Here is a 23,574-nt window from a genome sequence, read left to right as displayed (position 1 = left end):
CAGCTTATCGCAAGCAACTGAACAATGACGTTGTGGGTGCTCGGACTGAATCACCAGACCGCTCCTGTGGACCTGCGCGAACGTGCAGCGTTCGCCGGTGAGGCACTGCCGCGTGCGCTCGAATCGTTGCGTACGTTGCCGCAGGTGCGCGAGGCGGCGCTGTTGTCCACCTGCAATCGTACCGAGCTGTATGCGATGGCCGACGACGCGCAGACGCTGGCCGGCTGGCTGGACGCACACGCTCCCGGGCTGAGCGGGTATCTGTACCAACACCAGGATGCCGACGCGGTACGTCACCTGTTCCGGGTGGCCACGGGGCTGGATTCGATGGTACTGGGCGAGCCGCAGATCCTGGGCCAGGTGAAGGATGCCTGGGCGGTGGCGCGGGCCCATGGCGCGTTGGGCAGCGGCCTGGATCGGCTGTTCCAGCAGACCTTTTCGGTGGCCAAGCGCGCACGCACCGATACCCGGGTCGGTGCCAATCCGGTGTCGGTGGCGTCCACGGCGGTGCGGCTGGCGCAGGAATCGTTCGCCCGGCTCAACGAATCGACCGTGCTGCTGGTCGGTGCCGGCGAGACCATCGAGCTGGCGGCCAAGCATCTGAGCGAGGGTCGCGTGCGGCGCCTGCTGATCGCCAACCGCACCCTCGCCCATGCGCAGACGCTTGCCAGCCAGCATGGCGGCTATGCGCTGCCGTTGACCGACCTGGAACGCCACCTGGCCGAGGCCGATGTGGTGTTCTCGGCCACCGCCGCGCGCGAGCCGGTGGTGACGCGCGCCCAGGTCGAACAGGCGCTGCGCGCACGCAAGCGCAAGCCGATGCTGCTGTTCGACCTGGCGGTGCCGCGCGACATCGAGGCCTCGGTGGCGCAGCTGGGCGATGCCTACCTGTACACGGTGGACGATCTGGAGCGCGCGGTCGAAGACAACCGTCGCAGCCGCCGCGAGGCCGCCGATCAGGCCGAAGCCATCATCGACCTGCAGGTGGCACGCTACGTCGAGACCGTGCAGGCCAACGCACGCCAGGCGCCGCTCAAGCGCCTGCGCGCATTCGGCGACAGCACCCGTGACGAGTTGCTGGCCAAGGCACGCCAACAGTTGAGCAACGGCAAGCCGGCCGACGAAGTGCTGGAACAGCTGGCGCATGCGCTGACCAACCGTCTGCTGCATCCGCCCACCGCTGCGCTGCGCGATGCGGCGCTGAACAACGACCTGGAACTGACCAGTGCGGCCGACCGGCTGTTTCCGGAAAAGCCCGGTTACCAACATCCCCCTGTAGCTACCCCGATCGTGAGGACAGATGACGCCGACCCTGCGCCGTAAGCTCGAAGCGCTGGCCGAGCGCCGCGAAGAACTGCAGCACCTGTTGTCCGACCCGGATGTGGTCGGCAACAACGATAAGTTCCGCACCTTGTCGCGCGAACTGTCGCAGCTGGAGCCGGTGGCAGTGGCGCTGGAAGACGAAGCGCGCACCAAGGCCGACCTGAGCGCGGCCGAGGCCTTGCGCAGCGACCCGGAAATGCGCGAGCTGGCCGACGAGGAAATCGCCGCCGCGCAGGCACGCCTGGACGAGCTGGATGCGCAAATGGCGCTGCTGCTGGTGCCGCGCGACCCGCGCGATGACGGCAACCTGTTCCTGGAAGTGCGCGCCGGCACCGGCGGCGACGAAGCGGCCATCTTTGCCGGCGACCTGTTCCGCATGTACGCGCGCTACGCCGAGCGCCAGGGCTGGAAGGTCGAAATCGAATCCGACAGCCCCGGCGAACATGGCGGCTACAAGGAGGTGGTGGCGCGGGTGGTCGGGCGTGGCGCGTATTCGCGGCTGAAGTTCGAATCCGGCACGCACCGCGTGCAGCGCGTGCCCGCGACCGAGTCGCAGGGCCGCATCCACACCTCGGCGGCGACGGTGGCGATCATTCCCGAGGCCGATGACGTGGAAGAGATCGCGATCAATCCGGCCGATCTGAAAGTGGATACCTTCCGCTCGTCCGGTGCAGGCGGACAGCACGTCAACAAGACCGAATCGGCGATCCGCATCACCCATGTGCCGACCGGCGTGGTGGTGGAATGCCAGACCGAACGCAGCCAGCACGCCAATCGCGACAAGGCGATGAAGCGCCTGAAGGCGCAGTTGCTGGACACCGAACGCAGCAAGGCCGCCGCCGCCGAAGCGCAGACGCGCAAGCTGCAGGTGGGCAGCGGCGATCGCAGCCAGCGCATCCGCACCTACAGTTTTCCGCAGGGACGCATCACCGACCATCGTGTGGAAGGGCTGACGCTGTACGACCTGCCCAACATCATCGAAGGCGATCTGGATGCCCTGATCGCGCGCTTGCTGCACGAGCATCAGGCCGACGAACTGGCGCGGTTGAGCGACAGCCCGTGAGTGCCAACGTCCCGCGCGAGCTGCTGCAGCTGCGCGAGGCGGTGCGGCACCAACCGGGGGACTTTGTCGCCTGGTTGATGTTGGCCGATGCTGAGCTGGGCATGGGCAACAGCACCGCCGGCGAGGTGGCGGTACAACGCGCCCTGGCCATGCATCCGGGTCACCCGGAGGCGATTGCACGGCTGGGCCGGGTACGCTGGGCGCAGCAGCGCCATGCAGACGCCGCCACCTTGCTGCAACAGGCCTCGGACCTGGTGCCGCAGCATCCCGGTATCGCGTTGTGGCTTGGCCACGCGTTGGAAGATGCCGGTCAACCGGAGCAGGCGGCTGACGCGTATGCGCGTGCGCATCAGTTGCTGCCCGACGAACCCTACATCACCGCGCAGTTGCTCAATTGGCGACGCCGCCTGTGCGATTGGCGCGAACTGGAACCACTGGCTGCGCACGTGCGTGCCGCCGTGGCGCGGGGCGAGGCGGCAGTGGAGCCGTTCGCCTTCCTGAGCGAGGACGCCAGCGCGGCCGAGCAACTGGCGTGTGCCCGCACCCGTGCGCAGGCGATTGCCTCGTCTTTACGCCCGCTGCCTGCAGTCACGGTGCGCAGCCGCGGTGCGCTGCGGCTCGGCTTCGTGTCCAACGGCTTTGGCGCGCACCCCACCGGCTTGCTGACCGTGGCCTTGTTCGAAGCGCTGCAGCGACGTCAGCCGGACATGCAGGTGCACCTGTTCGCGACCAGCCATGACGATGGCAGCGAGATTCGTGCACGCCTGGCGCAGGCGACGCGCCTGCATGACGTCACCGCACTGGGGCACCTGGCGACCGCGCAGCACATCCGGGACCAGGGCATCGATCTGCTGTTCGATCTGCGCGGCTGGGGCGGTGGCGGGCGCCCGGAAGTGTTCGCACTGCGGCCAGCGCCGGTGCAGCTCAACTGGCTGGCGTATCCGGGCACCTCGGGTGCGCCCTGGATGGACCATGTGCTGGGCGATGCGTTTGCACTGCCGCCGCCACTGGAGCCGTTTTACAGCGAACAGGTGCTGCGCCTGCCCCGCGTGTTTCAACCGTCGGACACCTCGCGCACGGTTGTGCAACCGCCCCCGCGTGCGGAGTGCGGCTTGCCTGAGCAGGGTGTGGTGCTGTGCTGCTTCAACAACAGCTACAAACTCACTCCACGCAGCATGGCGCGCATGCTGGCGGTGTTGCGCGTGGTGCCCGGCAGTGTGTTGTGGCTGCTGTCCGGGCCGGGCCGGGCCGATGCGCGACTGCGCGCGGTGGCGCAGGCACAGGGCGTGGACCCGCAGCGGCTGGTGTTCATGCCGAAGTTGCCGCATCCGCAGTATTTGGCGCGCTATCGGCATGCGGATCTGTTTCTGGACACGCACCCGTACAACGCGCACACCACGGCCTCCGATGCCTTATGGGCAGGCTGCCCGGTGCTGACGACGCCCGGCGAGACGTTCGCCGCGCGCGTGGCCGGCAGCCTGAATCGGGATCTGGGGCTGGATGAGATGAATGTGGCCGATGACGCTGCGTTTGTCGCCAAGGCGATCGAACTGGCGAGCGATGTGGATGCCTTGCGTGGTGTGCGCGTGCGATTGGCGGAACAACGCCTGCGCAGTGGCGTTTTCGATATGGATGGATTTGCAGATGATCTGGCTGCGCTGCTGCGTGGCATTGCGCGGCGCAGTGGGTGGTTGGGAGGTTAGCGTCGGTTGCCGGATGTTGCGCTTCCGGGTTGGCATGCGAGATGGCGTGGTGCTTGAGGCGCGGAATCCTTCGCTGGCGCTGCCACAAGAGCGACAGTCAAGCATGGATGCTGCTCCCTTCTCCCTGCTCCCTTCTCCCTGCTCCCTTCTCCCTGCTCCCTTCTCCCTGCTCCCTTCTCCCTGCTCCCTTCTCCCTGCTCCCTTCTCCCTGCTCCCTGCTCCCTTCTCCCTGCTCCCTTCTCCCTTCTCCCTTCGGGAGAAGGTGGCGCGTAGCGCCGGATGAGGGTGCTGCTGCGGCCGTGACACTGGTTAACCGTACCCTCACCCCAACCCCTCTCCCGCAGGGAGAGAGGCTTAGAGCGACGCGTTAGCTAACGCCTGATAGGCACCCGATCCGTACGACTTCACACCACAACGCTGTACCCGGCCGTCCCGGCTCGCTAGGCTGCGCGCATGCCTTCCACTCTCGACTTCATTCCGCTGCGCCTGTGCGTGCTGACCGTGTCCGACAGCCGCACCCTGGCCGATGACCGTTCCGGCGATTACCTGGCCGATGCCCTCACCCACGAAGGTCATGTGCTGCACGAACGTGCGCTGTGCCCGGACGACCGTTACCGCATGCGCGCGATCGTGTCCGGCTGGATCGCAGACGCACAGGTCGACGGCATCCTGATCACCGGCGGCACCGGCTTTACGGGCCGCGACAGCACTCCGGAGGCGATCACGCCGTTGCTGGACAAGGTCATGCCCGGCTTCGGCGAGATGTTCCGCGCGGTCAGCGTGGACGAGATCGGCACCTCCTCGCTGCAATCGCGCGCGTTTGCCGGGCTTGCCAACCACAGCTTCGTGTTCTGCCTGCCCGGTTCCACTTCGGCCTGCCGCACGGCATGGGAGAAGATCGTGCGTGCGCAGCTGGATGCGCGGACCAAACCGTGCAATCTGGCGACACTGCGTCCACGTCTGGGCGAATAGCCTGCGCGCTCTCCACCGGCTGGAACGCGCATGTCGCATCTCAAACGCAAGGCCTACAAGAAACTGCTGGCACCGCTGCAATTGGAACTGGTCGGCATGGCGCGCTGGCTGCGCCACACCAATCAGCGCGCCCTGGTGCTGGTGGAAGGCCGCGACACCGCCGGCAAGGGCGGCGTGATCCAGACCATCGCCAGCCATCTCAATCCGCGCCAGTGCCGGGTGGTGGCGCTGCCCAAGCCCAGCGACCGCGAGAGCACGCAGTGGTATTTCCAGCGCTATGTCACGCATCTGCCGGCGGGCGGCGAGTTGGTGCTGATGGATCGCAGCTGGTACAACCGCGCGGGCGTGGAACGGGTCATGGGCTATTGCACCGACGCGCAATACGCCGCGTTTCTGGAGCAGGCGCCGCGCTTTGAACAGATGCTGGTCGACGACGGCATCCTGTTGTTCAAGTACTGGTTGTGCGTGGACCAAGCAGAACAGGAAGAACGCTTCGCCGAGCGTCACGCAGACCCGCTCAAGGGCTGGAAACTGTCGCCGGTGGATCTGCAGTCACGCGACAAATACGACGACTACACCGCCGCCCGCGAGCGCATGCTCGAAGCGACCCACACGCCCGATGCGCCGTGGACGCTGGTGGATTTCAACGATCAGAAACGGGGCCGGCTGAGCCTGATCCGCGATCTACTGGATCGGCTCCCGGACACGTCGGTGCCCGAAGCGCAATTCGCGTTGCCGCCCTTGCACGGCAAGCCGCACAAGGAACATTACGGCGTGCTGGAGCCGATCGACGATTACGCCGGCCAGTCCTGAGAGACTTCATCGCTGGCCGCGGTAGCGCGCGGCAGCGGGTGCAGGCCGGCCTGACGTTCGGCCTGCTCGGCCTGCAGCACCAGCTGGCTCAGGCGCTGACTGAACAGCTGCATGAAACCGCGGTGCAGCGGTCGCATCGCTTCCATGTAGTCCACGTCATCGGCTTGCGCGCCGAGCGGGCTGCACGAGGACAGCAGCACTTCGTCCAGGCGCAGCGCGCTGTCGGGCAGGCGCACCAGGGCGGCGCGGCGCAGCCAGTCGCGCATGCCTTCGCGGTATTGGGCAGCCAGGATGTAGGCCACTTCGACCTGGTCCAGGTCCACGTCCGGGTTCCAGGCCAGCACCTGGATCACCTGCGAACGCTCGTCCAGCATGCGGCCTTCGGCCACCAGGGCGTGCAGCTGCTGCAGCAGCCGCCACTGCGCCTCGGCCGCGCCACGTTGGGCGGGCGGCATGGCGTCGATGGCCAGTGCCAGGCGACGTGCGAACAGGGCCGGCACCTCGGCCAGTACCACCGGGCCGGCATCGGCGCCGAGCAGGAAACGCTCGGTCCGCAGCGCGGCGGTGTCGGGCAGGTAGCCGTCCTGCAACGGCCGCATGACACCGTGGTCGAGCAGCGACAGCACCACGTCCAGCCAGTAGCGGCGTTCCTGTTGCAGCGCGCGGTTGGCCGAGGCGTTCTGCCAGGCGGTGCGCACTTCGTCCAGCCGCGCGATGCAGGTCTGGGCATCGAGCCCATCCCATGGCGCGCGGGTGGCATCGTCGGGGTCGAAGGTTTCCGCACTGAGCATGCCGCCGCCGAAGCGATGCCAGGCCGCACCACGCTGGGTGTGGGCCGGATCCAACCGGGAGACGGCGACCGGGGCCGGCGGCGCGGGGCGCAGCAATGCGGCGTAGGCATCGGCCCAGGATTCAGGCAGGCGTGCCGACAGCGGGTAGCTTGCCGAGGGCTGCGCCAGGCCACGGCGCGCCAGCCGCAGGCTCCACAGCAAGGCACCGATCACGATGCCGCCGAAGGTCCAGGCCACCAGCCAGCTGGTTGCCGCCTGGCCGGTTTGCAGCACGCGCGTGGACGGCTGCACGAACAGCAGCCAGCCGCTGCCCAGCAGCGCGCCGAGATACAGCCATGGCGCGGATTGCGCCAGCTGGCGACGGCGGCGTGCCGATTGATCGTGCGCGTCGTTGTGATCCTGAGATGGAGCGGCCATTACATTCCCCTGAACGCCTGATCGCGTTGACAAGGTTATCGGCGCGTCGCCCCAACTCTGTTGCCCCGCCGTGCGGGCCGGCGCTCAGCCAGTTACAAAGTCTTCAGTCGTCGGAACCGGGCACGGCGCGCGTGTCACCGCGGCCACTCGCGCCGCAGGCGGGCCTTGCCAGAGCCAGGCTTCCAGCGCATCCAGGGCGGCCACGTTGCCGGCGGCGATCACCTCCACGCTGCCGTCGGCCTGGTTGCGGGCGTGTCCAGACAGGCCCAGTGCCAGCGCGCGGTCGCGGGTGGAGGCCCGGTAGTGGACGCCTTGCACCACGCCGCTGATGACAAAGCGTGCGGCCTGCATCAACCGGCCTTGCCGGTGATGCCCACGGCGGTTTCGATATCGCGCGCGGTGACCGGGCCGAGGAATTGCTTGGCCACCTTGCCGTCCGGGCCGATCAGATAGGTCATCGGCAGGCCGCGCGGCGTGGCGAAGTCCTGCGGCGGCTGGTACGGGTCGAGGATGGCGACCGGATAGGAGACCGGATGGTCCTTCAGGAAGGCCTGCATGTCCGCAGCGGTGATGTCTTCATAGGCCAGGCCTACCACTTCGACGGCATCGCGCATGGTGTGCAGCGCCGACAGTTCCGGCATTTCCTTCAGGCAGGGCGCGCACCAGGTGGCCCAGAAATTGACCACCACCCACTTGCCGCGATGCGCGGCCAGATCGTAGGTCTCGCCGGTTACGGTCGGCAGCGAGAGCTTGGGCATTTCGGCGGTCTGCTGCACGACCGAGGTGTTGGCAGCGCCGGCCGGATCGGGAGCGGCAGGCGCTGCAGGTGGCTGAACCGGCGCGGTGGGGGCCGTCGCATGATCGGCCGCGGGCGCGCCGTCGCCGGTGGGCTTGCAGGCAGTCAGCACTAACAGCGGCAACAGCAGCGCGCACGCGCCGCGCACAAGGCGCACAGTCATGGAGGATCTCCGGGAAGGTGGGTGTAGAGGTCGCCAACCGGTTGCGCCAGCACGCTGCGCAACGGTTGGCGCAATTGTTCCAGCGCCGCGGCGGCGGCCTGGCCATAGGCATCGTCGCGACAAGGCAGGGGGCGGTCTTCGATCGGCACGCGCAGCTGACAGTTTTCGTAGAGTTCGGCCAAGGTCACTACATCTAGGTCACGCGCCAGCAGCCATTGCCCGCGCTCGTCGCGACGCAGCAGGCGGATGCGTTTGAGCTCGCACAGCAGTTCCTGCATCAGGGTGTCGGTGAGCATGGGTTCCAGCGCCAGGATGCGGTCTTCGTCCAGGCCGTTGCCGTGGATGCGCGCCTGGCGGAAACGCCCCAGCAGCCGCAGCAGCCCGTAGATCTCGAAGCCCGGCGGCAGCCGCATCGCTTCGGGCTGGTAGCGGAATGCGGACATCGACGAGGCCAGCGAGGCGCCCAGCAGCACCGACACCCAGCTCAGGTAGATCCACAACAACAGGATCGGCAATGCCGACAGCGCGCCGTAGATACGCTGATACGTCTGGAAATTACCGAGATAGAACCCGAAGCCCCATTTGACGATCTCCATCAGGATCACCGCCAGCAGCGCGCCCGGCAGCGCATGCCGCAGCCGCACCACGTGCTGCGGCACCACGCGGTAGATCAGCACGATGCAGACGAACTCCACCGCCATCGGCGCCAGCCGCCAGGCGAATTCGGCCAGCCACTGGCCTTCGGTGGTGCGGAACAGCGGCAGCGCGAACACGTAGGCCGCCATCGCCATCGAGGCGGCGGCCAGCATGGTGCCCAGCGTCAGCACCGTCCAATAGATCAGGAACCGCGTCACCTTGGGGCGCGCAGCGGCCACCCGCCAGATGCTGTTGAAGGTCTGCTCGATGCTGTGCAGGGTGATCAGCAGCGAAGCCACCAGTGCCACCATACCGGCCACGGTGAACTTGCCCAGATCTTCCAGCGAACGGTTGAGATAGTTCTGCACCGAACGCGCAGCGCCGGGCACGAAATTATTGAAGATGAAGTCGGTGAGCGCGTCCTTCCACTCGTTGAAGGCCGGAAATGCCGACAACACGCCGAACACCACGATGGCCAGCGGCACCAGTGCAAAGACCGTGGTGTAGGCCAGCGAGGCGGCCGCCTGGAACAGCCGGTCGTCCAGAAAGCGGTGCCATAGAAAGCGCCCGAAGCTCACCGTCCGCGCGCGGTCGCGCAGACGCTCTTTCCATTGGTGGAGGGTGTTCACACGCGACATCGCGCAAGGGTACCCGATGCGCCGTCATCGCGGCCTTGCCGCACCTGCGGCGTGCAGCAGGCCGGCCGCTTGGCCGATACTGCGGCAACTCACACAGTTGGTAGATGCGATGGCGGAGATTCTGGTGCTGTATTACAGCCGTGGCGGTTCGGTGGCGCGGCTGGCGCGGCAGATCGCGCGCGGCATCGGCGAAGTGCCCGGCATGAGCGCGCGGCTGCGCACGGTGCCGCCGGTGGCCACAGTCACCCAGACCAGCGCCCCGCCGGTGCCGGACGAAGGCGCGCCGTACGTGGACCGCGCCGATCTGGCCGAATGCAGCGGCCTGTTGCTGGGCAGCCCCACCCGCTTCGGCAACATGGCCGCGCCGATGAAGCACTTCCTGGACAGCCTGGGCGCCGAATGGGCCAGTGGCACCCTGGCCGGCAAGCCGGCGGGTGTGTTCACCTCCACCGCCTCGATGCATGGCGGGCAGGAATCCACGCTGCTGTCGATGCATCTGCCCTTGCTGCACCACGGCTGCCTGATCGTCGGTATTCCGTTCACCGAGCCGGCGCTTAGCCACACCACCAGCGGCGGCACGCCGTACGGCGCCAGCCATGTGTCCGGCGCCGGCGGCGACCCGCAACCGAGCGAGGACGAGACCCTGCTGGCACGCGCGCTCGGCCGCCGAGTGGCCGACATCGCGCGGCGGCTGGCGACCCCGTGAGCCTGCGCGCCACGCGCTGGCTGCTGACGGTGGCGCTACTGGCGCTGGCGCTGCTGTTCGTGGTCTGGTTCCACGACGATGCGCGCCCGATCGCCGCGCTCATCGTGTTCGTGCTGCCCGCCGCGCTGACCGGTGTGCTGGCGGTAAGCAGCGCCCGCGCACGTTTCTGGGCCGGCGTGTTTGCGCTGGGATGGTTCAGCCACGGCGTGATGGCTGCCTGGAGCCAGCCGCACGCCCGCGGCCTGGCGTGGCTGGAACTGCTGCTGGCGCTGCTGGTGATCGGGCTGGTCAGCGGGCCTGGCGTGGCGGCCCGGTTCGGCAGCAAGCGCAGGGCGCGCTGACCGGCGCAGCTGCGCGCGGACTGACCGCGCCGGTGGCCCGGTGGCAGACCGCCCCTCTGTCCAGGTGAGCGTGGGTGTCCGGCTTGCCTGCCCGCGGGCCGCAGCCAGTACCGCAGTCGGGCGGTATCATGGCGGCCCTCGCGCGGCCTGCACCGCGTTGGCCCTACAGGATTGGCAGCAATGGAAGACCTTCTGATCGTCACCACCGGTGGCACGATCGACAAGATCTACTTCGACGACAAATCGGACTACCAGATCGGCGACCCGCAGATCGGCCAGATCCTCAAGGAACTGGGCGTGACATTCCGCTTCTCGGTAATTCCGATCATCCGCAAGGACTCGCTGCACATCACCGAGGCCGACCGCGAACTGATCCGCGCCACCATCGCCGCCCAACCCACCCGCCACGTACTGATCACCCACGGCACCGACTCGATGGTGGAAACCGGCAAGGTGCTGCAGACGATCGCCGACAAGACCATCGTGATGACCGGTGCGTTGAACCCGGCGCGCTTCCGTGGCTCGGATGCGGAATTCAATATCGGCTGCGCGGTGGGTGCGGTGCAGTCGTTGCCGGCCGGGGTCTACATCGCCATGAACGGCCGCATCTGGAACCCGGAAAAGGTACGCAAGAACGTGGCGGCCAACCGTTTCGAATCGATCTGACACGGTGAGCAAGGTCACCCGCGCCACCAAGGCATTGGACGCGGCCGGCGTGGGCTATGTCTTGCATCCGTACGCCTATCAGGCCGATGCCGATGCGAAGGGATTACAAGCCGCACAGGCGCTGGGGCTACCGCCGCACGCCGTATTGAAGACGCTGATGGCGTGGGTCGATGACAACGCCGTCTGCGTGGTGATTCCCTGCGACCGCCGGGTGTCGCTGAAGAAACTCGCCAGCGCGTACGGCGGCAAGTCGGCACGCATGATGGAGGTGGCCGATGCCGAACGCCGCACCGGCTACAAGGTCGGCGGCATCAGCCCGCTCGGCCAGCAACGGCAGGCGCCGGTGCTGGTCGACACCACCGCACTGGATGCACCCGCGCTATGGATCAACGCTGGCCAGCGTGGCTTGCTGCTGGAATTGCCCGGCGCCCAGCTGCTACAGGCACTGGCCGCACGCGCCTGTGCGCTGTGCGAATAGACGCATCAGCGCGCTGCCGCACGCACCCGCTGGTGCGCACGTTCCTCGCTTAGAATCCTGGCTCATACGCGACATCTCGGTCGAACCTCGACTTCGACTTCAGTATCCAACTTCCAATCGACGTCGCGCCAGGCTCCCCGCACCGCTGACGACTGCCCACGCCGCGGCACTCGTCAGCGTCTCCCGACGCGGCAGCAGCACCGCGCCGGAACCCCTCAATACGCCGCAGTGACGCTGACCGCAGAGAAGCCCAGCGTCGCCTTCAAGCGGACGTAGTACACGCCGGCTGCGGGCGCGGCCAGCGTGCAGCTGTCGCCATTGCCCGGCAACATGCTGCGGCAGCTGTACGCGGCATCGGTCGGCAATGCACCGGCCCGTAACGAGAGATCGGCATTGCCGCTGCCACCGGCAAGCGCGACCTTGAGCGTGCGCGTGCCGGCCGGCACGTTGACCCGGTAATACAGCGAATCGGAAAGCGCTGCGCTCAGCCCGGTGCGAGCCACATTCCTGGTCAAGGTGGTCGACTCGATCACCGCCGTCACCGCGCCGTCGGCATTCACCAGCCCTGCCCCGCAGCCCTGCGCGCAGGCCACCGGCAAGGGCCGCGCGCTGCTCTTGAGCAAGGCCTTCACCGTGGCCGGGGCGAGTGGATTCAGGGCCACCGACTGCATCAGCGCCACCACGCCGGCCACATGCGGCGCCGCCATCGAGGTACCGCTATAACCCGCGTATGCGGCATTGCCAGGTACCGTGGTGCCGGTATTGAGCGTGGATACGATGGACTGCCCGGGCGCTGCGATATCCACGCCCGTGCCGAAGTTGGAGAAGCTGGCCTTGGCGCCGGCCGAGGTGGTGGCTGCCACCGCGATCACGTTCGGGCAGTTGGCCGGCACGCTGGTGGAAACATCCATATTGCTGTTGCCGGCCGCCGCCACCACCGCGCTGCCACGCGTCACCGCAGCGGTGATGGCGTTGCTCAGGGTTGTGGAACAACTGCCGTAGCCGCCGAGCGAAAGATTGATCACCGTGGCCGGGTTCGGGTTGGCCGGCACGCCATTGACCTTGCCGCCGGACGCCCAGACGATCGCATCGGCGATGTCGGACATGTAGCCGCCGCATCGGCCCAATACTCGCAGGGGCAGGATCTTGGCGTTGAAGGCGGTGCCGACCACACCCGCCGCGTTGTTGCCGACGGCCGCCACGATGCCGGCGACATGGGTGCCATGCCAGCTGGAGCTGGACGCGGACGCACCGGGGCCGCATTCGTTGGCGGCGGTCCAGTCGCCCTGGTCGGCGGCATTGGCATCGCGCGCGCTGCCGTCGCGCGCAGTCGCAGGATCGATGATGAAGTCGTAACCGGGCAACACGTTCGCTGCCAGGTCGGGATGGTTGGTGATGCCGGTATCGATCACCGCCACCACGATGCCCTTGCCGGTAGTGCGGTCCCAGGCCGGGCGGATGTTGAGACCGGCGCTGGTCGTGCCCATCGCCCACTGCTGCGGCACGCCCGGGTCGTTCGGCACCAGCAACGGACGCATCAGCACGTCCACTTCCACGCGCTTGACCGCCGGGTCGGCTGCGAGGCGGCGCATCAGGCTTTCCGAGTCCACACGGTCCAGCTTGCGATCGGCCACCAACAGCATCGGACCGGTACTGAGCCGACGCGTTGCAGACAAGCCCAGCGCACGTCCGCGCGCTTCCGGCACCGCGCGGGCGATGTCGCGCCAGGGCGCAGACAACCCGGTCGCCCGGCTGCTGCCGACGCGGTCCTTGTAGCTGACGATGAAGCGCTGATGGCTGCTGCTGGAGTTCAAGCCTTGCAGGCTGACCTCGCCGGCGGCGGCATGAAACGTGCATGACAACGCACAGACGAGTGCAATGCGGCGCAATGCGCCAACTGAGTGATACGACATGAATCCATCCCTCCCCAAGGAGCTGGCAACCCGGATGGCAACGCGCTAACGCCACGGCGATGCGCCTTGCCCGATGCGTGGGCAGGCAGATGGCGCATGCCTCACGTGGGGTGGCTATCGGCGTGCCGCAGGTTGCGCTGAAGCGGCCACGCTGCGCCCGCATGCGCTTCATTCAGCCGTTACCGCCGGCCTGCGCCGGCAGCCCGGCAATTGCCGCTGCCCGAACGCACACTGCCCCGCCGAAGCGGGGCAGTGCAGGTTTCAAAAAACACCGACAGCTGCGTCGGGGTTGGCCCGACGTCGATGCCGGCAAGAGCGCCGGCATCCAGGGTGTCGGCGCGGCCTTACGGGGTCTGGCTGACCGCGCCGGCGGCGTTGACAATGCCGGCACCGCAGCCGCCCGAGCAGGCGCCCGGCAGCGGACGGGCGGTGTTCTTCAACAGGGTTTCCACCGCCGCCGGCGTCAGCGGACGGCTGGCCGCCGACTGCACCAGCGCCACCACGCCGGCCACATGCGGGGCCGCCATCGAGGTGCCGTTGTAGCTGGCGTAGCTGGCCGACCCGGGGGTGGTGGTGCCGCTGTTGAGCGTGGACAGGATCGACGAGCCGGGGCCGGAGATATCGATGGTGGTGCCGAAGTTGGAGAAGCTCGAACGCGCACCGGCCGAGGTGATCGAGGCCACCGAGATCACGTTGGCGCAGCTGGCCGGGGTGAAGTTGGCCACGTTGGCATTGCTGTTGCCGGCCGCCACCACCACGGTGGTGCCACGCGAGACCGCGCTGTTGATCGCGTTCTGGTAGGTGGCCGAACAGGTGCCATTGCCGCCCAGCGACATGTTGATCACTTCGGCCGGGTTGGCATTGGCCGGCACGCCGGACACGGTGCCGCCCGAAGCCCAGACGATGGCATCGACGATGTCGGAGGTGGCGCCGCCACACAGGCCCAGCGCACGGATCGGCACCACGCGCGCATTGAACGCAGTACCGGCCACGCCGCTGCTGTTGTTGGTCACCGCCGCGATGGTGCCGGCCACGTGGGTGCCGTGCCAGCTGGAGTTGGCGGCGGGAATGCCGGTACCGCACTGGTTGGCCGCGCGCCAGTCGCCCTGGTCGGCCGGGTTGCTGTCACGCCCGTTGTTGTCGCGCGCACGCGCCGCATCGCTGATGAAGTCGTAACCCGGCAGCACGTTGGCGTTGAGATCCGGGTGGCTGGTGATGCCGGTGTCGATCACGGCCACCACCACGCCGGTGCCGGTGGCGGTATCCCAGGCCGGGCGCACGTTGATGCTGGAGGCGCTGGTGCCGAAGCCCCACTGCTCGGACAGGCGGGTGTCGTTCGGGGTCAACACCGGGTACATGATCTGATCGACCTCGACGTAATCCACGCTCGGATCGGCGGCGATCCGGCGCATCAGCGTTTCGGCTTCGGCACGGTCCAGGCTACGGTCGGTCTTGAGCACTTCCGAACCCAGCGCAGTGCGGCGCACGTGGTTCAGGCCCAGCGCACGGCCGGCGCGTGCCGGCACGGCTTTGGCAACGGAGTTGAGCGATGCGCGCATCGAGGTCGGGCTTACTGCCGCGCTGGAGCCGTCCTTGTATTTGACGATGAACCGGTCCAGCGTGGGCTGCGACTCCAAACCGGACAGATTGACCTGACCGGCGAACGCCGGCACGGCCAGCAGACAGGTCAGCGCGGAAACACCCAGCACGACCAGGGCGCGTGCGGGTGCACGACGTTGCGACACATTGGACATCGATCGTTCCTCAGTTTTTTATGAAGTGCCGCGGTTGCGGCGAGATGGCCGGCCCCTTGCCGCACACCGCGGATCGGGCCGGAACGCACGGGCGGTGACGCCCGTCGAAACGACTGACCGGTGTCCTTGCCGGCCGAGCGGCAATGCGCCGCCGGCGCCTGCCGAACTGGCAGACGTGGGCGAGACATCGCAGATGAGGTGAGGCGCCGCCGGCGCGACTGCCGGCACGTGACCGGCAGCGCCACGCGGCGTCGAACAACCGGGCCCTAGTAGCTGGCCCTCAGGGTCACGCCGGAGAACGTGCTGTACGCCTTGACCCGCACGTAATAGGTTCCAGACGGCGCGGTGATGCTGCAGGTTTCCGCATTGCCACTGCGGTAGGGCCGGCAGGTGTAGGTGGTGTCGGTCGGTGCACTGCCGGCACGCACGTACAGGTCGGCATCGCCGCTGCCGCCGCTGATCGCCACGGTGAGCGTGCCGCTGCCCGCCGGCACCGCGATGGTGTAGTTCAGCTCTGCACCGGTGGCCGCGCCCAGGCCGGTCACCGGCGTGCCATTGGCCAGCGTGTTGCCGCTGCCGCCACCGCCGCCCCCGTTGCTGCCGCTGATCGCGGCCGTAACCGCGGCATCGGCGTTGACGATGCCGGCGCCGCAGCCACCGGAGCAGGCGCCCGGCAATGCCCGGGCCGTATTCTTCAGCAAGGTTTCCACGGCGGCAGGCGTCAGCGGCGACGGGGCCGCCGATTGCACCAGCGCCACCACGCCGGCCACATGCGGCGACGCCATCGAGGTGCCGTTGTAGGACGCGTAGCTGGCGCTGCCCGGCGTGGTAGTGCCGCTATTGAGCGTGGACAGGATGGCCGAACCCGGCGCTGACACGTCGATGCCGGTGCCGAAGTTGGAATAGCTGGCCTTGGCGCCGGCCGAGGTGGTGGCCGCTACCGCGATCACGTTGGCGCAGTTGGCCGGCAGCGAACCGGACACGTTGGATGCATCGTTGCCCGCAGCCACCACCACGGTGGTGCCACGGGACACCGCGCTATTGATGGCGTTCTGCATGGTGGTCGAACAGGCGCCGCCACCGCCGAGCGACATGTTGATGACCTCGGCCGCGTTCGCCGACGACAGCGTCGGCACTCCCGAAACGGTGCCGCCCGAAGCCCAGATAATGGCATCGGAGATATCCGACAGCGAACCGCCGCACTTGCCCAGCACGCGCACCGGGATCACCTCGGCGCCATAGGCAGTACCGGCCACGCCGGTGGCGTTGTTGGTCACTGCGGCGACCGTGCCGGCGACGTGGGTCCCGTGCCAGCTGGAGGTTGCCGCCGGAATGCCCGTGCCGCACTCGTTGGCGGCGTACCAATCGCCCTCGTCAGCAGGATTGCTGTCGCGCCCGTTGCCGTCACGCGCGGTTGCCGCATCGCTGATGAAGTCGTAGCCCGGCAGGATGTTCGCGTCGAGGTCGGGGTGGCTGACGATCCCGGTATCGATGACGGCCACTACCACGTTGGTTCCGGTGGACTTGTCCCACGCCGAGCGGATATTGAGGCCGGCATTGGTCGTGCCGAAGGCCCACTGCTCGGACAACCGGGTGTCGTTCGGGGTCAGCGCGGCGTGCAGGATCTGATCCACTTCCACGCTCTGCACGTTCGGGTCGGCGGCCAGCTGGCGCATCAGCGTCTCGGCTTCGGCACGGTCCAGCGCGCGGTCGGCCTGGATCAGCTCCGGCCCCACTGCCAGGCGGCGCACCGAATTGAGACCCAGCGCCCTGCCCGCCTTGGCCGGTACCGCGCGGGCGGCGGCGCGCAGCGAACTGGTCAACACGCTTGGACTGGCCAGGGCATTGCTGCCGTCCTTGTAGGTGACGATGAATTTCTGGTGGGTCTGGGCGGTGGCAAGGCCATCCAGATAGACCTCGCCGGCGAACGCAGGCGTTGCCAGCAACAGCGAGGTCAGCGCGGTTGCGCGCATGACGATGAGTGCGCGAGGACGCTTGCGGGAGGACACGTTCGACATTGAATTCCCTTCCAAATCAAAGAGAACCGCCTGAGCGGTGTTATCCGGCGCCGCCTTCCATCGGTCAGCACCGAGTCCCCGGAACGATCCCCTGTTACCGATCCGTTCAGCGAACCTACCCCAGCGCAACCAAACTGGACAATACAAGATCGACACTTTTGAAACTTAAATATCAGTTTTGTGACAACGATCAGCTCTGTTCAGTCCGCTTCGCACAGTTTTTTGGCCGGTCACGGCGCATTTGCTGCAGAGCAGGCCAAAAAAAACCCCCGTGCTGACACACGAGGGCCATTTTTTGACGATGTATGGCGGCTTATGACAAACGCACCAGCCAACCGTGACGATCCGGCACGCGGCCGTATTGGATGTCGGTCAACTCCTGGCGCAGCGACATGGTGACCTCGCCCGCCGGTGCGGACAGATCGCCTACCGCAAACCCGTCACCCTTGAGCTCGCCGATCGGGGTCACCACCGCCGCGGTGCCGCAAGCGAACACCTCGGTGATCTCGCCGGAGGCCACGCCCTGCTTCCACTCGTCGATGGCCACCTTGCGCTCGATCACCTGCATGCCGCGGTCGCGGGCCAGTTGCAGGATGCTGTCGCGGGTGATGCCTTCCAGGATGCTGCCGGACAGTTCCGGCGTCACCAGGCTGCCGTCCTTGTAGACCAGGAACACGTTCATGCCGCCCAGCTCTTCGATGTACTTGCCTTCCACCGGGTCCAGGAACAGCACCTGCGAGCAACCCTGCGCATAGGCTTTTTGCTGCGGCAGCAGCGAGGCAGCGTAGTTGCCGCCGCACTTGGCCGCGCCGGTGCCGCCCTTGGCTGCACGCGCGTAGTCGGTGGACAACCAGATCGACACCGGCGCCACACCCTTGGCGAAGTACGGGCCAGCCGGGCTGGCGATCACGTAGTACGAGGCCTTGTGCGCCGCACGCACGCCCAAAAACGCCTCATCGGCGATCATGAAGGGGCGGAAATACAGGCTGGTTTCCGGTGCCGAGGGCACCCAGCCGGCGTCCACCGCCACCAGCTGGCGCAGCGATTCGACGAACAGGTCCACCGGCAATTCCGGCAGTGCCAGACGGCGCGCAGAGCACTGCAGGCGCTCGCCGTTGGCCTGCGGGCGGAAGGTCCAGATCGAGCCGTCGGCATGCCGGTAGGCCTTGATGCCCTCGAAGATCTCCTGGCCGTAATGTAGCACCGACGCCGCCGGATCCAGCTGCAGCGGGCCGTACGCGCGCACCTGCGCGTCATGCCAGCCCTGCTCGTTGTTCCAGGAAATGGCGACCATGTGGTCGGTGAAATGCAGCCCGAAACCGGGCGCGGCCAGGATCACGGACAGTTCGTCGGCGCTGCGCGGCGACGGAGAACGGGTGGAAGCGAAGGACACGGACACCGGGAGATTCCTGTATGGCGGGCGAAAGGACGCGGCGCCACATCGTGGACATGGCGCGTGACGATCAGAGCATGCCGGTCTCGAGACGGGCCGCTTCGGACATCATATGCCGGCCCCACGGCGGGTCGAACACCAGCTCGACATCGGCCTCGGCAATGGTCGGGATCATTTCGACCTTGCTGCGCACGTCGTCGACCAGGATCTCGCCCATGCCGCAACCGGGCGCGGTGAGCGTCATCTTGACGTCCACCCGACGCTGATCGTCTTCTTCGCGGTGGCTGACCACGGCCTCGTAGACCAGGCCCAGGTCGACGATGTTGAACGGAATTTCCGGGTCGAAGCAGGTGCGCAGCTGCTGCCACACCAGGGCCTCGACCTCTTCGTCGCTGGCGTTGTCGGGCAATTCCAGCCCGGGCGGGGCCTCCTTGCCGATCGCATCGCCATCCTTGCCGGCAATGCGGAACAGATTGCCCTCGACAAAGACGGTGTAGCTGCCACCCAGCGCCTGGGTGATATAGCCGTAACTGCCTGCGGGCAGGGTCACCGAATCGCCCTGCGGCACCATGACGGCATCGCAATCGCGTTCGAACTGGACGGGTTCGCTGCTACGGGAGTACATGGGCTGGATATGGGGCCGCGCCGGACGCGCGCAAGTCGGCCATTCTAGCCGACCGCGACGGCATCGCCGCCGCACGCGGCGCCCGTCAGCGACGACGCTGCATTCCATCCGCCGCACCGTGGTGGTGTGGTGCATCGCAAAGGCCGGCCCGCGTTCTATCATGTGCGCACTGTCAGGAGCTCCAATGCCGCCCACCACCGCGTCCGCCAGAACCGCCCACTGGCTCTGGCCCCCGCTCCTGCTGCTTGGGTGCGTCACCGCCCTCATCGCCTGGCTCCTCATCGCACTCGCGCTCGGCAACCAGGCCGGCTGGATGGCGGTCGTCGCAGCGCTGGAGATCGTCTGGATGCTGCGCCTTGGCACCTTGCATGCCGGCCGGCTGCGCATCGGTGTCGCCGTCGTCACGACAGCATTGATCATCGTCGGCGCCAACTGGGGGATCGCCTCGGCCCAACTGGGCGGACCGCTCGGCCTGGACCCATGGACCTCGGCACAGAAGATGGGCACCGGCCTGGCCTGGACCCTGTTGCAACTGGCCAACAACGGCTTCGATCTGCTGTGCTACGCCGCCGCGCTATTCGTTGCGTGGTGGGCCGCGCGCTGAGTCGGGCGCGTTTGGCGTAGGGATGGTTGGTACACAGAGTTTTCAACAAGGCCCACGATCAACGCCCTGGCGCGTTGTTCTGGCTCTTCAATAAAACCACCAGCAAACTCTCTGTGCGGTGTCCTCATCGCGTATTCGATGTCGTCGTGTTTGCTGCAGGGCCCTCGCCCGCCCACCATCGCGGGACACGCCGTGAATCCGTCCCTGGAGCTCTGGCGCGGCATCCATGCCGCTCAAGGTCCCGCGACGGTGAGCGGGCAAGGACCAGTCGAGATGGTCGGTATGCATGGATCTCAACCAGCGGCCAGCAAGCTGGCGGCGCGGTGACCTTGTGTTCTTCGACAAAACCACCAGCCAGCTGTCTGGCGTGGTGTCCTCGCCGATTGCGGGACCGTTGGCGGCATGGATGCCGCCACCGAGCCCCCATGGATGGGTTGACGGCGTGTCCCGCGAGCGGTGAGGGCACCGCGCCCTCGACGTCTTTGCCTTTGCTGCAGGGCCCTTGCCCGCCCACCATCGCAGGACACGCTGCAAGTACGTCCTTGTAAGCTCCGTGGCGGCATCCATGCCGCCAAGGGTCCCGCGACGGTGGGCGGGCAAGGACCAGTCGAGATGGTCGGTGTGCAACGTTTTCAACAATCAACCGGTAGCGGTCTGGCGTGGCGCCCTCTGTTCTTCGATAAACCACCAGCCAGCTGTCTGGTGCGGTGCCCTCGCCGATTGCGGGACCGTGGGCGGCATGGATGCCGCCACTGAGCCCCCATGGACGGGTTGACGGCGTGTCCCGCGAGTGGTGAGGGCACCGCGCCCTCGACGGTGGTCAGTGCGTAAAGCTTTCCAAAAGCAATCAGCGACGTGATGCCTTCGTTCTTAAAAAAACAACCAACTCTGCGGTGCAGTGATTCGTCATCGCGCGCGAACACAGCCGCCCTCACCAACCAGTGTGGAAGAGAGGCTCGGCTGACAAGACCCACGCCCTCAATGCCCGCCGCCATCCAGCGCCTTCAACTCGCTGACCAGCGCGCCGGCCGCTTCTGCCCCATCGCCGTACAACATGCGCGTGTTGTCGGCGTAGAACAGCGCATTCTCGATACCGGCAAAGCCCGTGCCCTTGCCACGCTTGATGACCACCGTGTTCTTCGAATTGACCACGTCCAGGATCGGCATGCCGTAGATCGGGCTGGCCGGGTCGGTCTTTGCGACCGGATTGACCACGTCGTTGGCGCCGATCACCAACGCCACATCGGTGCTGGCGAATTCGGGATTGATGTCGTCCATGTCGGCGATCAGGTCGTACGGCACGCCGGCTTCGGCCAGCAGCACGTTCATGTGCCCGGGCATGCGTCCGGCGACCGGATGGATCGCAAACTTCACCTTGACCCCGCGTGCGATCAGGCGCTGCGCCAGCTCCCAGATCTTGTGCTGCGCCTGTGCCACTGCCATGCTGTAGCCGGGCACGATCACCACCCGCTCGGCGAACGCCATCATCGCAGCCACATCGCCGGCCTCGATCGGCTTCTGTGCGCCGCTGATCTCCTGCGTCTGCCCGCCGCCACCGAAGTTGGAAAACAGCACGCCGCTGATCGGACGATTCATCGCCTTGGCCATCAGCCGCGTCAGCAGGATGCCGGCCGCACCCACCATCATGCCGGCGATGATCAACGCCTCGTTGCCCAGTACATAGCCCTCGAAGGCCACCGCCAGCCCGGTGAAGGCGTTATAGAGCGAGATCACCACCGGCATGTCGGCACCGCCGATCGGCAGGGTCATCAGCACGCCCAGCGCCAGCGCCAGCACGAAGAAGGCGATGATCGCCAGCGGCTGCAGGCTGCTCGCTGCCCAGATGCCGAGCGCCAGCACCGCCACTGCCACCAGCAGATTGAACGCCTGCTGGCCGGGAAAGGTCACCCGCCGGTCGAGCCGGCCGTCCAGCTTGGCCCAGGCGATGATCGAGCCGGACAGCGACACCGCGCCGATCGCCGAGCCGACTACCGCCAGCGTCACGGTGGTGGCATCCGGCCGCCGCGCCGCCAGCTCGGCAATGGCCTGCGCGCTCCAGTGCGCAGTGTCGCGGTTGGCAAGGAAGGAAAACCGCAGCAGCTCCACTGCGCCGATCGCCGCCGCCGAGCCGCCGCCCATGCCGTTGTACAGCGCCACCATCTGCGGCATGTCGGTGATGGCCACCTTCTTGGCCGACCACCACGCCACCCCGGTGCCGATCGCCAGTGCCGCCAGGATCAGCGGCACGTTGTGAAGTTCGGGAAGGAAGAACGTGGCCACGGTGGCGATCAGCATGCCCAGCCCGGCCCAGCGGATGCCGCTGCGCGCGGTCACTGGCGAGGCCATGCGCTGCAGGCCGAGCAGAAACAGCGTAGCGGCGACCAGATAGCTGGACTTGACCAGCCAGTCCAGCAGCTCGGCAGTGGTGACAGTCATGGCTCCTCCCTGGCCGCCGGCTTCTTGCTGGCCCTGAACATGTCCAGCATCCGCTCGGTGACCACGTAGCCGCCGGCCGCATTGCCCGCGCCCAGCACCACGGCGACAAACCCCAGCGCCTTTTCCAGCGTGGTATCGGCATGGCCCAGCACCACCATCGCCCCGATCAGCACGATGCCGTGGATGAAGTTGGACCCCGACATCAGTGGCGTACGCAGGATCACCGGCACCCGCGCGATGATCACATGGCCGGCGATGGCCGCCAGCATGAAGATGTACAGCGCTACGAACCCGTCGCTCATGGTCTTTCGCTCCACTGGCCGGTGCGGCCCGCCGATCATACCCATGCATCGGCGTGTCAACCGAATCGGCGCCCGGCCGTTGACGTCGTATCGTCGTCGCGGAAGCTACGCTGTGCTGGTGGGAACCCCTTTCGATCCGCAGCCTGTTGCACCGGCCGCTGCCGTCCCCGTGTCGCTGGATGCATTTCTGGCCGGCATCGGCCCGCGCGCGTTCCGCTTTGCCGAGGCCGGTCTGCGTCACCGCGAAGACGCGCTGGATGCCGTGCAGGACGCCATGGTGAAGCTGCTCGGCTACCGCGAGCGGCCCGCAGAAGAATGGACGCCGTTGTTCTGGAGCATCCTGCGCAGCCGCATCATCGACCTGCAGCGCCGCCGCACGTTCCGCCTGAAGTTCTGGGCACCGGCCGAGCGCGCCGATGACGAAGGCCCCATCGACTGGGCCGACCCGGGCATCGGTCCGGTCGGCGAACAACAACACCAGCAGGCCTACCAGCGCTTGGTCGATGCGCTGCGCTCGCTGCCGGCACGCCAGCGCGAGGCGTTCACGCTACGCGTACTGGAAGACCTGGACGTGGCCACCACCGCCAAGGCCATGGGCTGCTCGGAAGGCTCGGTCAAAACCCACCTGTCGCGTGCCCGCGACGCGTTGCAAAAACAGTTCGAGGATTTCCTGTGAATCGCTCCCACGATCCGGCCCAGTTGGATGCGCAGCTGCGCCAACTGCACGCCACCGCGCTCGCCCAGCTGCCGCCGCAGACCCTGGCGCGCCTGCGCCAGGCACGCCAGGCGCCGGCCACGCGCATGCGCCGTGGCCATTGGTTGCTGGCCACCGCCTGTTCGGCCTTGCTGGCTGTCGGCATCGGCCTGCAGATGCGGCCCAGCGACACCGCCCCGGCAGGCGCGGCGCCAACCCAGGCGGTAGCAGGCAACACCGCCAGCACCGACACCGACGACCTGCTGACCCAGAACCCCGACCTGTACGTCTGGCTCGGGTCCGACACCGCCCTGGCCATGGAATGAGCA

The 23,574-nt window shown here is 67.3% G+C and carries 23 protein-coding genes and 1 pseudogene; 13 read left to right on the top strand and 11 right to left on the bottom strand.

All coding sequences use genetic code 11. The features are described 5' to 3' along the window. Positions 1-24 precede the first annotated feature (24 nt). The 5 genes from hemA to ppk2 all read left to right on the top strand — a co-directional run bounded on the left by hemA (position 25) and on the right by ppk2 (position 5,874). Entirely contained in the window at positions 25-1,323 is a 1,299-nt protein-coding gene (hemA, locus tag ACCQ10_RS05060) for a glutamyl-tRNA reductase (RefSeq protein ID WP_039411265.1), read from the top strand. Continuing rightward, positions 1,301-2,386, top strand: coding sequence for a peptide chain release factor 1 (gene prfA / locus ACCQ10_RS05055; protein WP_372362419.1), 1,086 nt, complete (start codon positions 1,301-1,303; stop codon positions 2,384-2,386). Before hemA ends, prfA begins: the two co-directional genes overlap by 23 nt. Further along, positions 2,383-4,089 carry an O-linked N-acetylglucosamine transferase, SPINDLY family protein gene (locus tag ACCQ10_RS05050; RefSeq protein WP_372362418.1) on the top strand — a complete coding sequence of 569 codons (1,707 nt, stop codon included), beginning with the start codon at positions 2,383-2,385 and terminating at the stop codon, positions 4,087-4,089. Before prfA ends, ACCQ10_RS05050 begins: the two co-directional genes overlap by 4 nt. Before the next feature lie 453 nt (positions 4,090-4,542). Next, complete coding sequence (moaB, locus tag ACCQ10_RS05045) at positions 4,543-5,061, top strand: molybdenum cofactor biosynthesis protein B (RefSeq protein ID WP_104580873.1); 519 nt, start codon at positions 4,543-4,545, stop codon at positions 5,059-5,061. 30 nt (positions 5,062-5,091) lie between these two features. Continuing rightward, positions 5,092-5,874: a polyphosphate kinase 2 gene (gene ppk2 / locus ACCQ10_RS05040; RefSeq protein WP_039411256.1), complete on the top strand. Its 783-nt coding sequence runs from the start codon at positions 5,092-5,094 to the stop codon at positions 5,872-5,874. Here the strand turns inward: ppk2 and ACCQ10_RS05035 are convergent. From ACCQ10_RS05035 to ACCQ10_RS05020, 4 genes are all read right to left on the bottom strand, one after another. Beyond that, a complete protein-coding gene (locus ACCQ10_RS05035; RefSeq protein WP_372362417.1) occupies positions 5,856-7,082 on the bottom strand; it encodes a hypothetical protein in 1,227 nt (408 codons plus the stop codon). The genes ppk2 and ACCQ10_RS05035 overlap by 19 nt on opposite strands. Before the next feature lie 84 nt (positions 7,083-7,166). Beyond that, the gene (locus tag ACCQ10_RS05030; protein WP_372362416.1) at positions 7,167-7,433 is read right to left on the bottom strand and encodes an acylphosphatase; all 267 of its coding nucleotides are present in this window, start codon (positions 7,431-7,433) and stop codon (positions 7,167-7,169) included. Beyond that, complete coding sequence (locus ACCQ10_RS05025) at positions 7,433-8,041, bottom strand: TlpA family protein disulfide reductase (protein ID WP_372362415.1); 609 nt, start codon at positions 8,039-8,041, stop codon at positions 7,433-7,435. The genes ACCQ10_RS05030 and ACCQ10_RS05025 overlap by 1 nt, the downstream gene beginning before the upstream one ends. Beyond that, complete coding sequence (locus ACCQ10_RS05020; RefSeq protein ID WP_039411248.1) at positions 8,038-9,315, bottom strand: YihY family inner membrane protein; 1,278 nt, start codon at positions 9,313-9,315, stop codon at positions 8,038-8,040. The genes ACCQ10_RS05025 and ACCQ10_RS05020 overlap by 4 nt, the downstream gene beginning before the upstream one ends. 109 nt (positions 9,316-9,424) lie before the next feature. Between ACCQ10_RS05020 and wrbA the strand changes: the two genes are divergently transcribed. The 4 genes from wrbA (at position 9,425) to ybaK (ending at position 11,506) form a co-directional block, all read left to right on the top strand. Further along, positions 9,425-10,021 (top strand): NAD(P)H:quinone oxidoreductase, encoded by a 597-nt coding sequence (gene wrbA, locus ACCQ10_RS05015; RefSeq protein ID WP_372362414.1) that lies wholly within the window; start codon positions 9,425-9,427, stop codon positions 10,019-10,021. Further along, positions 10,018-10,362: a DUF2069 domain-containing protein gene (locus tag ACCQ10_RS05010; RefSeq protein ID WP_372362413.1), complete on the top strand. Its 345-nt coding sequence runs from the start codon at positions 10,018-10,020 to the stop codon at positions 10,360-10,362. Before wrbA ends, ACCQ10_RS05010 begins: the two co-directional genes overlap by 4 nt. Before the next feature lie 180 nt (positions 10,363-10,542). Beyond that, the gene (locus ACCQ10_RS05005) at positions 10,543-11,028 is read left to right on the top strand and encodes an asparaginase domain-containing protein (RefSeq protein WP_039411242.1); all 486 of its coding nucleotides are present in this window, start codon (positions 10,543-10,545) and stop codon (positions 11,026-11,028) included. Between the two features lie 4 nt (positions 11,029-11,032). Next, a complete protein-coding gene (gene ybaK, locus ACCQ10_RS05000) occupies positions 11,033-11,506 on the top strand; it encodes a Cys-tRNA(Pro) deacylase (RefSeq protein WP_372362412.1) in 474 nt (157 codons plus the stop codon). A gap of 215 nt (positions 11,507-11,721) precedes the next feature. Here ybaK and ACCQ10_RS04995 read toward each other — a convergent pair whose 3' ends face one another. The 5 genes from ACCQ10_RS04995 to sufT form a co-directional block, all read right to left on the bottom strand. Beyond that, the gene (locus ACCQ10_RS04995; RefSeq protein ID WP_039566708.1) at positions 11,722-13,419 is read right to left on the bottom strand and encodes a S8 family peptidase; all 1,698 of its coding nucleotides are present in this window, start codon (positions 13,417-13,419) and stop codon (positions 11,722-11,724) included. A 344-nt stretch (positions 13,420-13,763) separates the two neighbouring features. Further along, positions 13,764-15,173, bottom strand: a complete 1,410-nt coding sequence (locus ACCQ10_RS04990; protein WP_372362411.1) for a S8 family peptidase — start codon at positions 15,171-15,173, stop codon at positions 13,764-13,766. A 266-nt stretch (positions 15,174-15,439) separates the two neighbouring features. Further along, on the bottom strand, positions 15,440-17,191 hold the full coding sequence (locus tag ACCQ10_RS04985) for a S8 family peptidase (RefSeq protein ID WP_372362410.1): 1,752 nt from the start codon (positions 17,189-17,191) through the stop codon (positions 15,440-15,442). Between the two features lie 313 nt (positions 17,192-17,504). Next, positions 17,505-18,590 (bottom strand): branched-chain amino acid aminotransferase, encoded by a 1,086-nt coding sequence (locus ACCQ10_RS04980; RefSeq protein WP_372362409.1) that lies wholly within the window; start codon positions 18,588-18,590, stop codon positions 17,505-17,507. Between the two features lie 64 nt (positions 18,591-18,654). Continuing rightward, entirely contained in the window at positions 18,655-19,209 is a 555-nt protein-coding gene (gene sufT / locus ACCQ10_RS04975) for a putative Fe-S cluster assembly protein SufT (protein WP_029219190.1), read from the bottom strand. A gap of 184 nt (positions 19,210-19,393) precedes the next feature. Here sufT and ACCQ10_RS04970 point away from each other — a divergent pair, with 184 nt between their 5' ends. Further along, a complete protein-coding gene (locus ACCQ10_RS04970) occupies positions 19,394-19,813 on the top strand; it encodes a hypothetical protein (protein ID WP_166750217.1) in 420 nt (139 codons plus the stop codon). A gap of 334 nt (positions 19,814-20,147) precedes the next feature. Next, positions 20,148-20,361, top strand: a pseudogene (locus ACCQ10_RS04965) (hypothetical protein); the annotation flags it as partial. 430 nt (positions 20,362-20,791) lie between these two features. Here the strand turns inward: ACCQ10_RS04965 and ACCQ10_RS04960 are convergent. Together ACCQ10_RS04960 and ACCQ10_RS04955 are read right to left on the bottom strand one after the other, a co-directional pair. Then, a complete protein-coding gene (locus ACCQ10_RS04960; RefSeq protein ID WP_372362408.1) occupies positions 20,792-22,249 on the bottom strand; it encodes an NAD(P)(+) transhydrogenase (Re/Si-specific) subunit beta in 1,458 nt (485 codons plus the stop codon). Beyond that, entirely contained in the window at positions 22,246-22,551 is a 306-nt protein-coding gene (locus ACCQ10_RS04955; RefSeq protein WP_372362407.1) for an NAD(P) transhydrogenase subunit alpha part 2, read from the bottom strand. Before ACCQ10_RS04955 ends, ACCQ10_RS04960 begins: the two co-directional genes overlap by 4 nt. A gap of 112 nt (positions 22,552-22,663) precedes the next feature. Here ACCQ10_RS04955 and ACCQ10_RS04950 point away from each other — a divergent pair, with 112 nt between their 5' ends. Next, complete coding sequence (locus ACCQ10_RS04950; RefSeq protein ID WP_047695354.1) at positions 22,664-23,227, top strand: RNA polymerase sigma factor; 564 nt, start codon at positions 22,664-22,666, stop codon at positions 23,225-23,227. Beyond that, on the top strand, positions 23,224-23,571 hold the full coding sequence (locus tag ACCQ10_RS04945; RefSeq protein WP_228891093.1) for a DUF3379 domain-containing protein: 348 nt from the start codon (positions 23,224-23,226) through the stop codon (positions 23,569-23,571). Before ACCQ10_RS04950 ends, ACCQ10_RS04945 begins: the two co-directional genes overlap by 4 nt. The last annotated feature ends 3 nt before the right edge of the window (positions 23,572-23,574 follow it).

It is taken from the genome of Xanthomonas sp. NCPPB 1325 (genome assembly GCF_041477645.2).
In the GTDB taxonomy this organism is placed as follows: Bacteria; Pseudomonadota; Gammaproteobacteria; order Xanthomonadales; family Xanthomonadaceae; genus Xanthomonas; species Xanthomonas cannabis.
The sequence above is the reverse complement of the archived record's forward strand: the minus strand, read 5'-3'. Positions and strand labels throughout refer to the sequence as shown.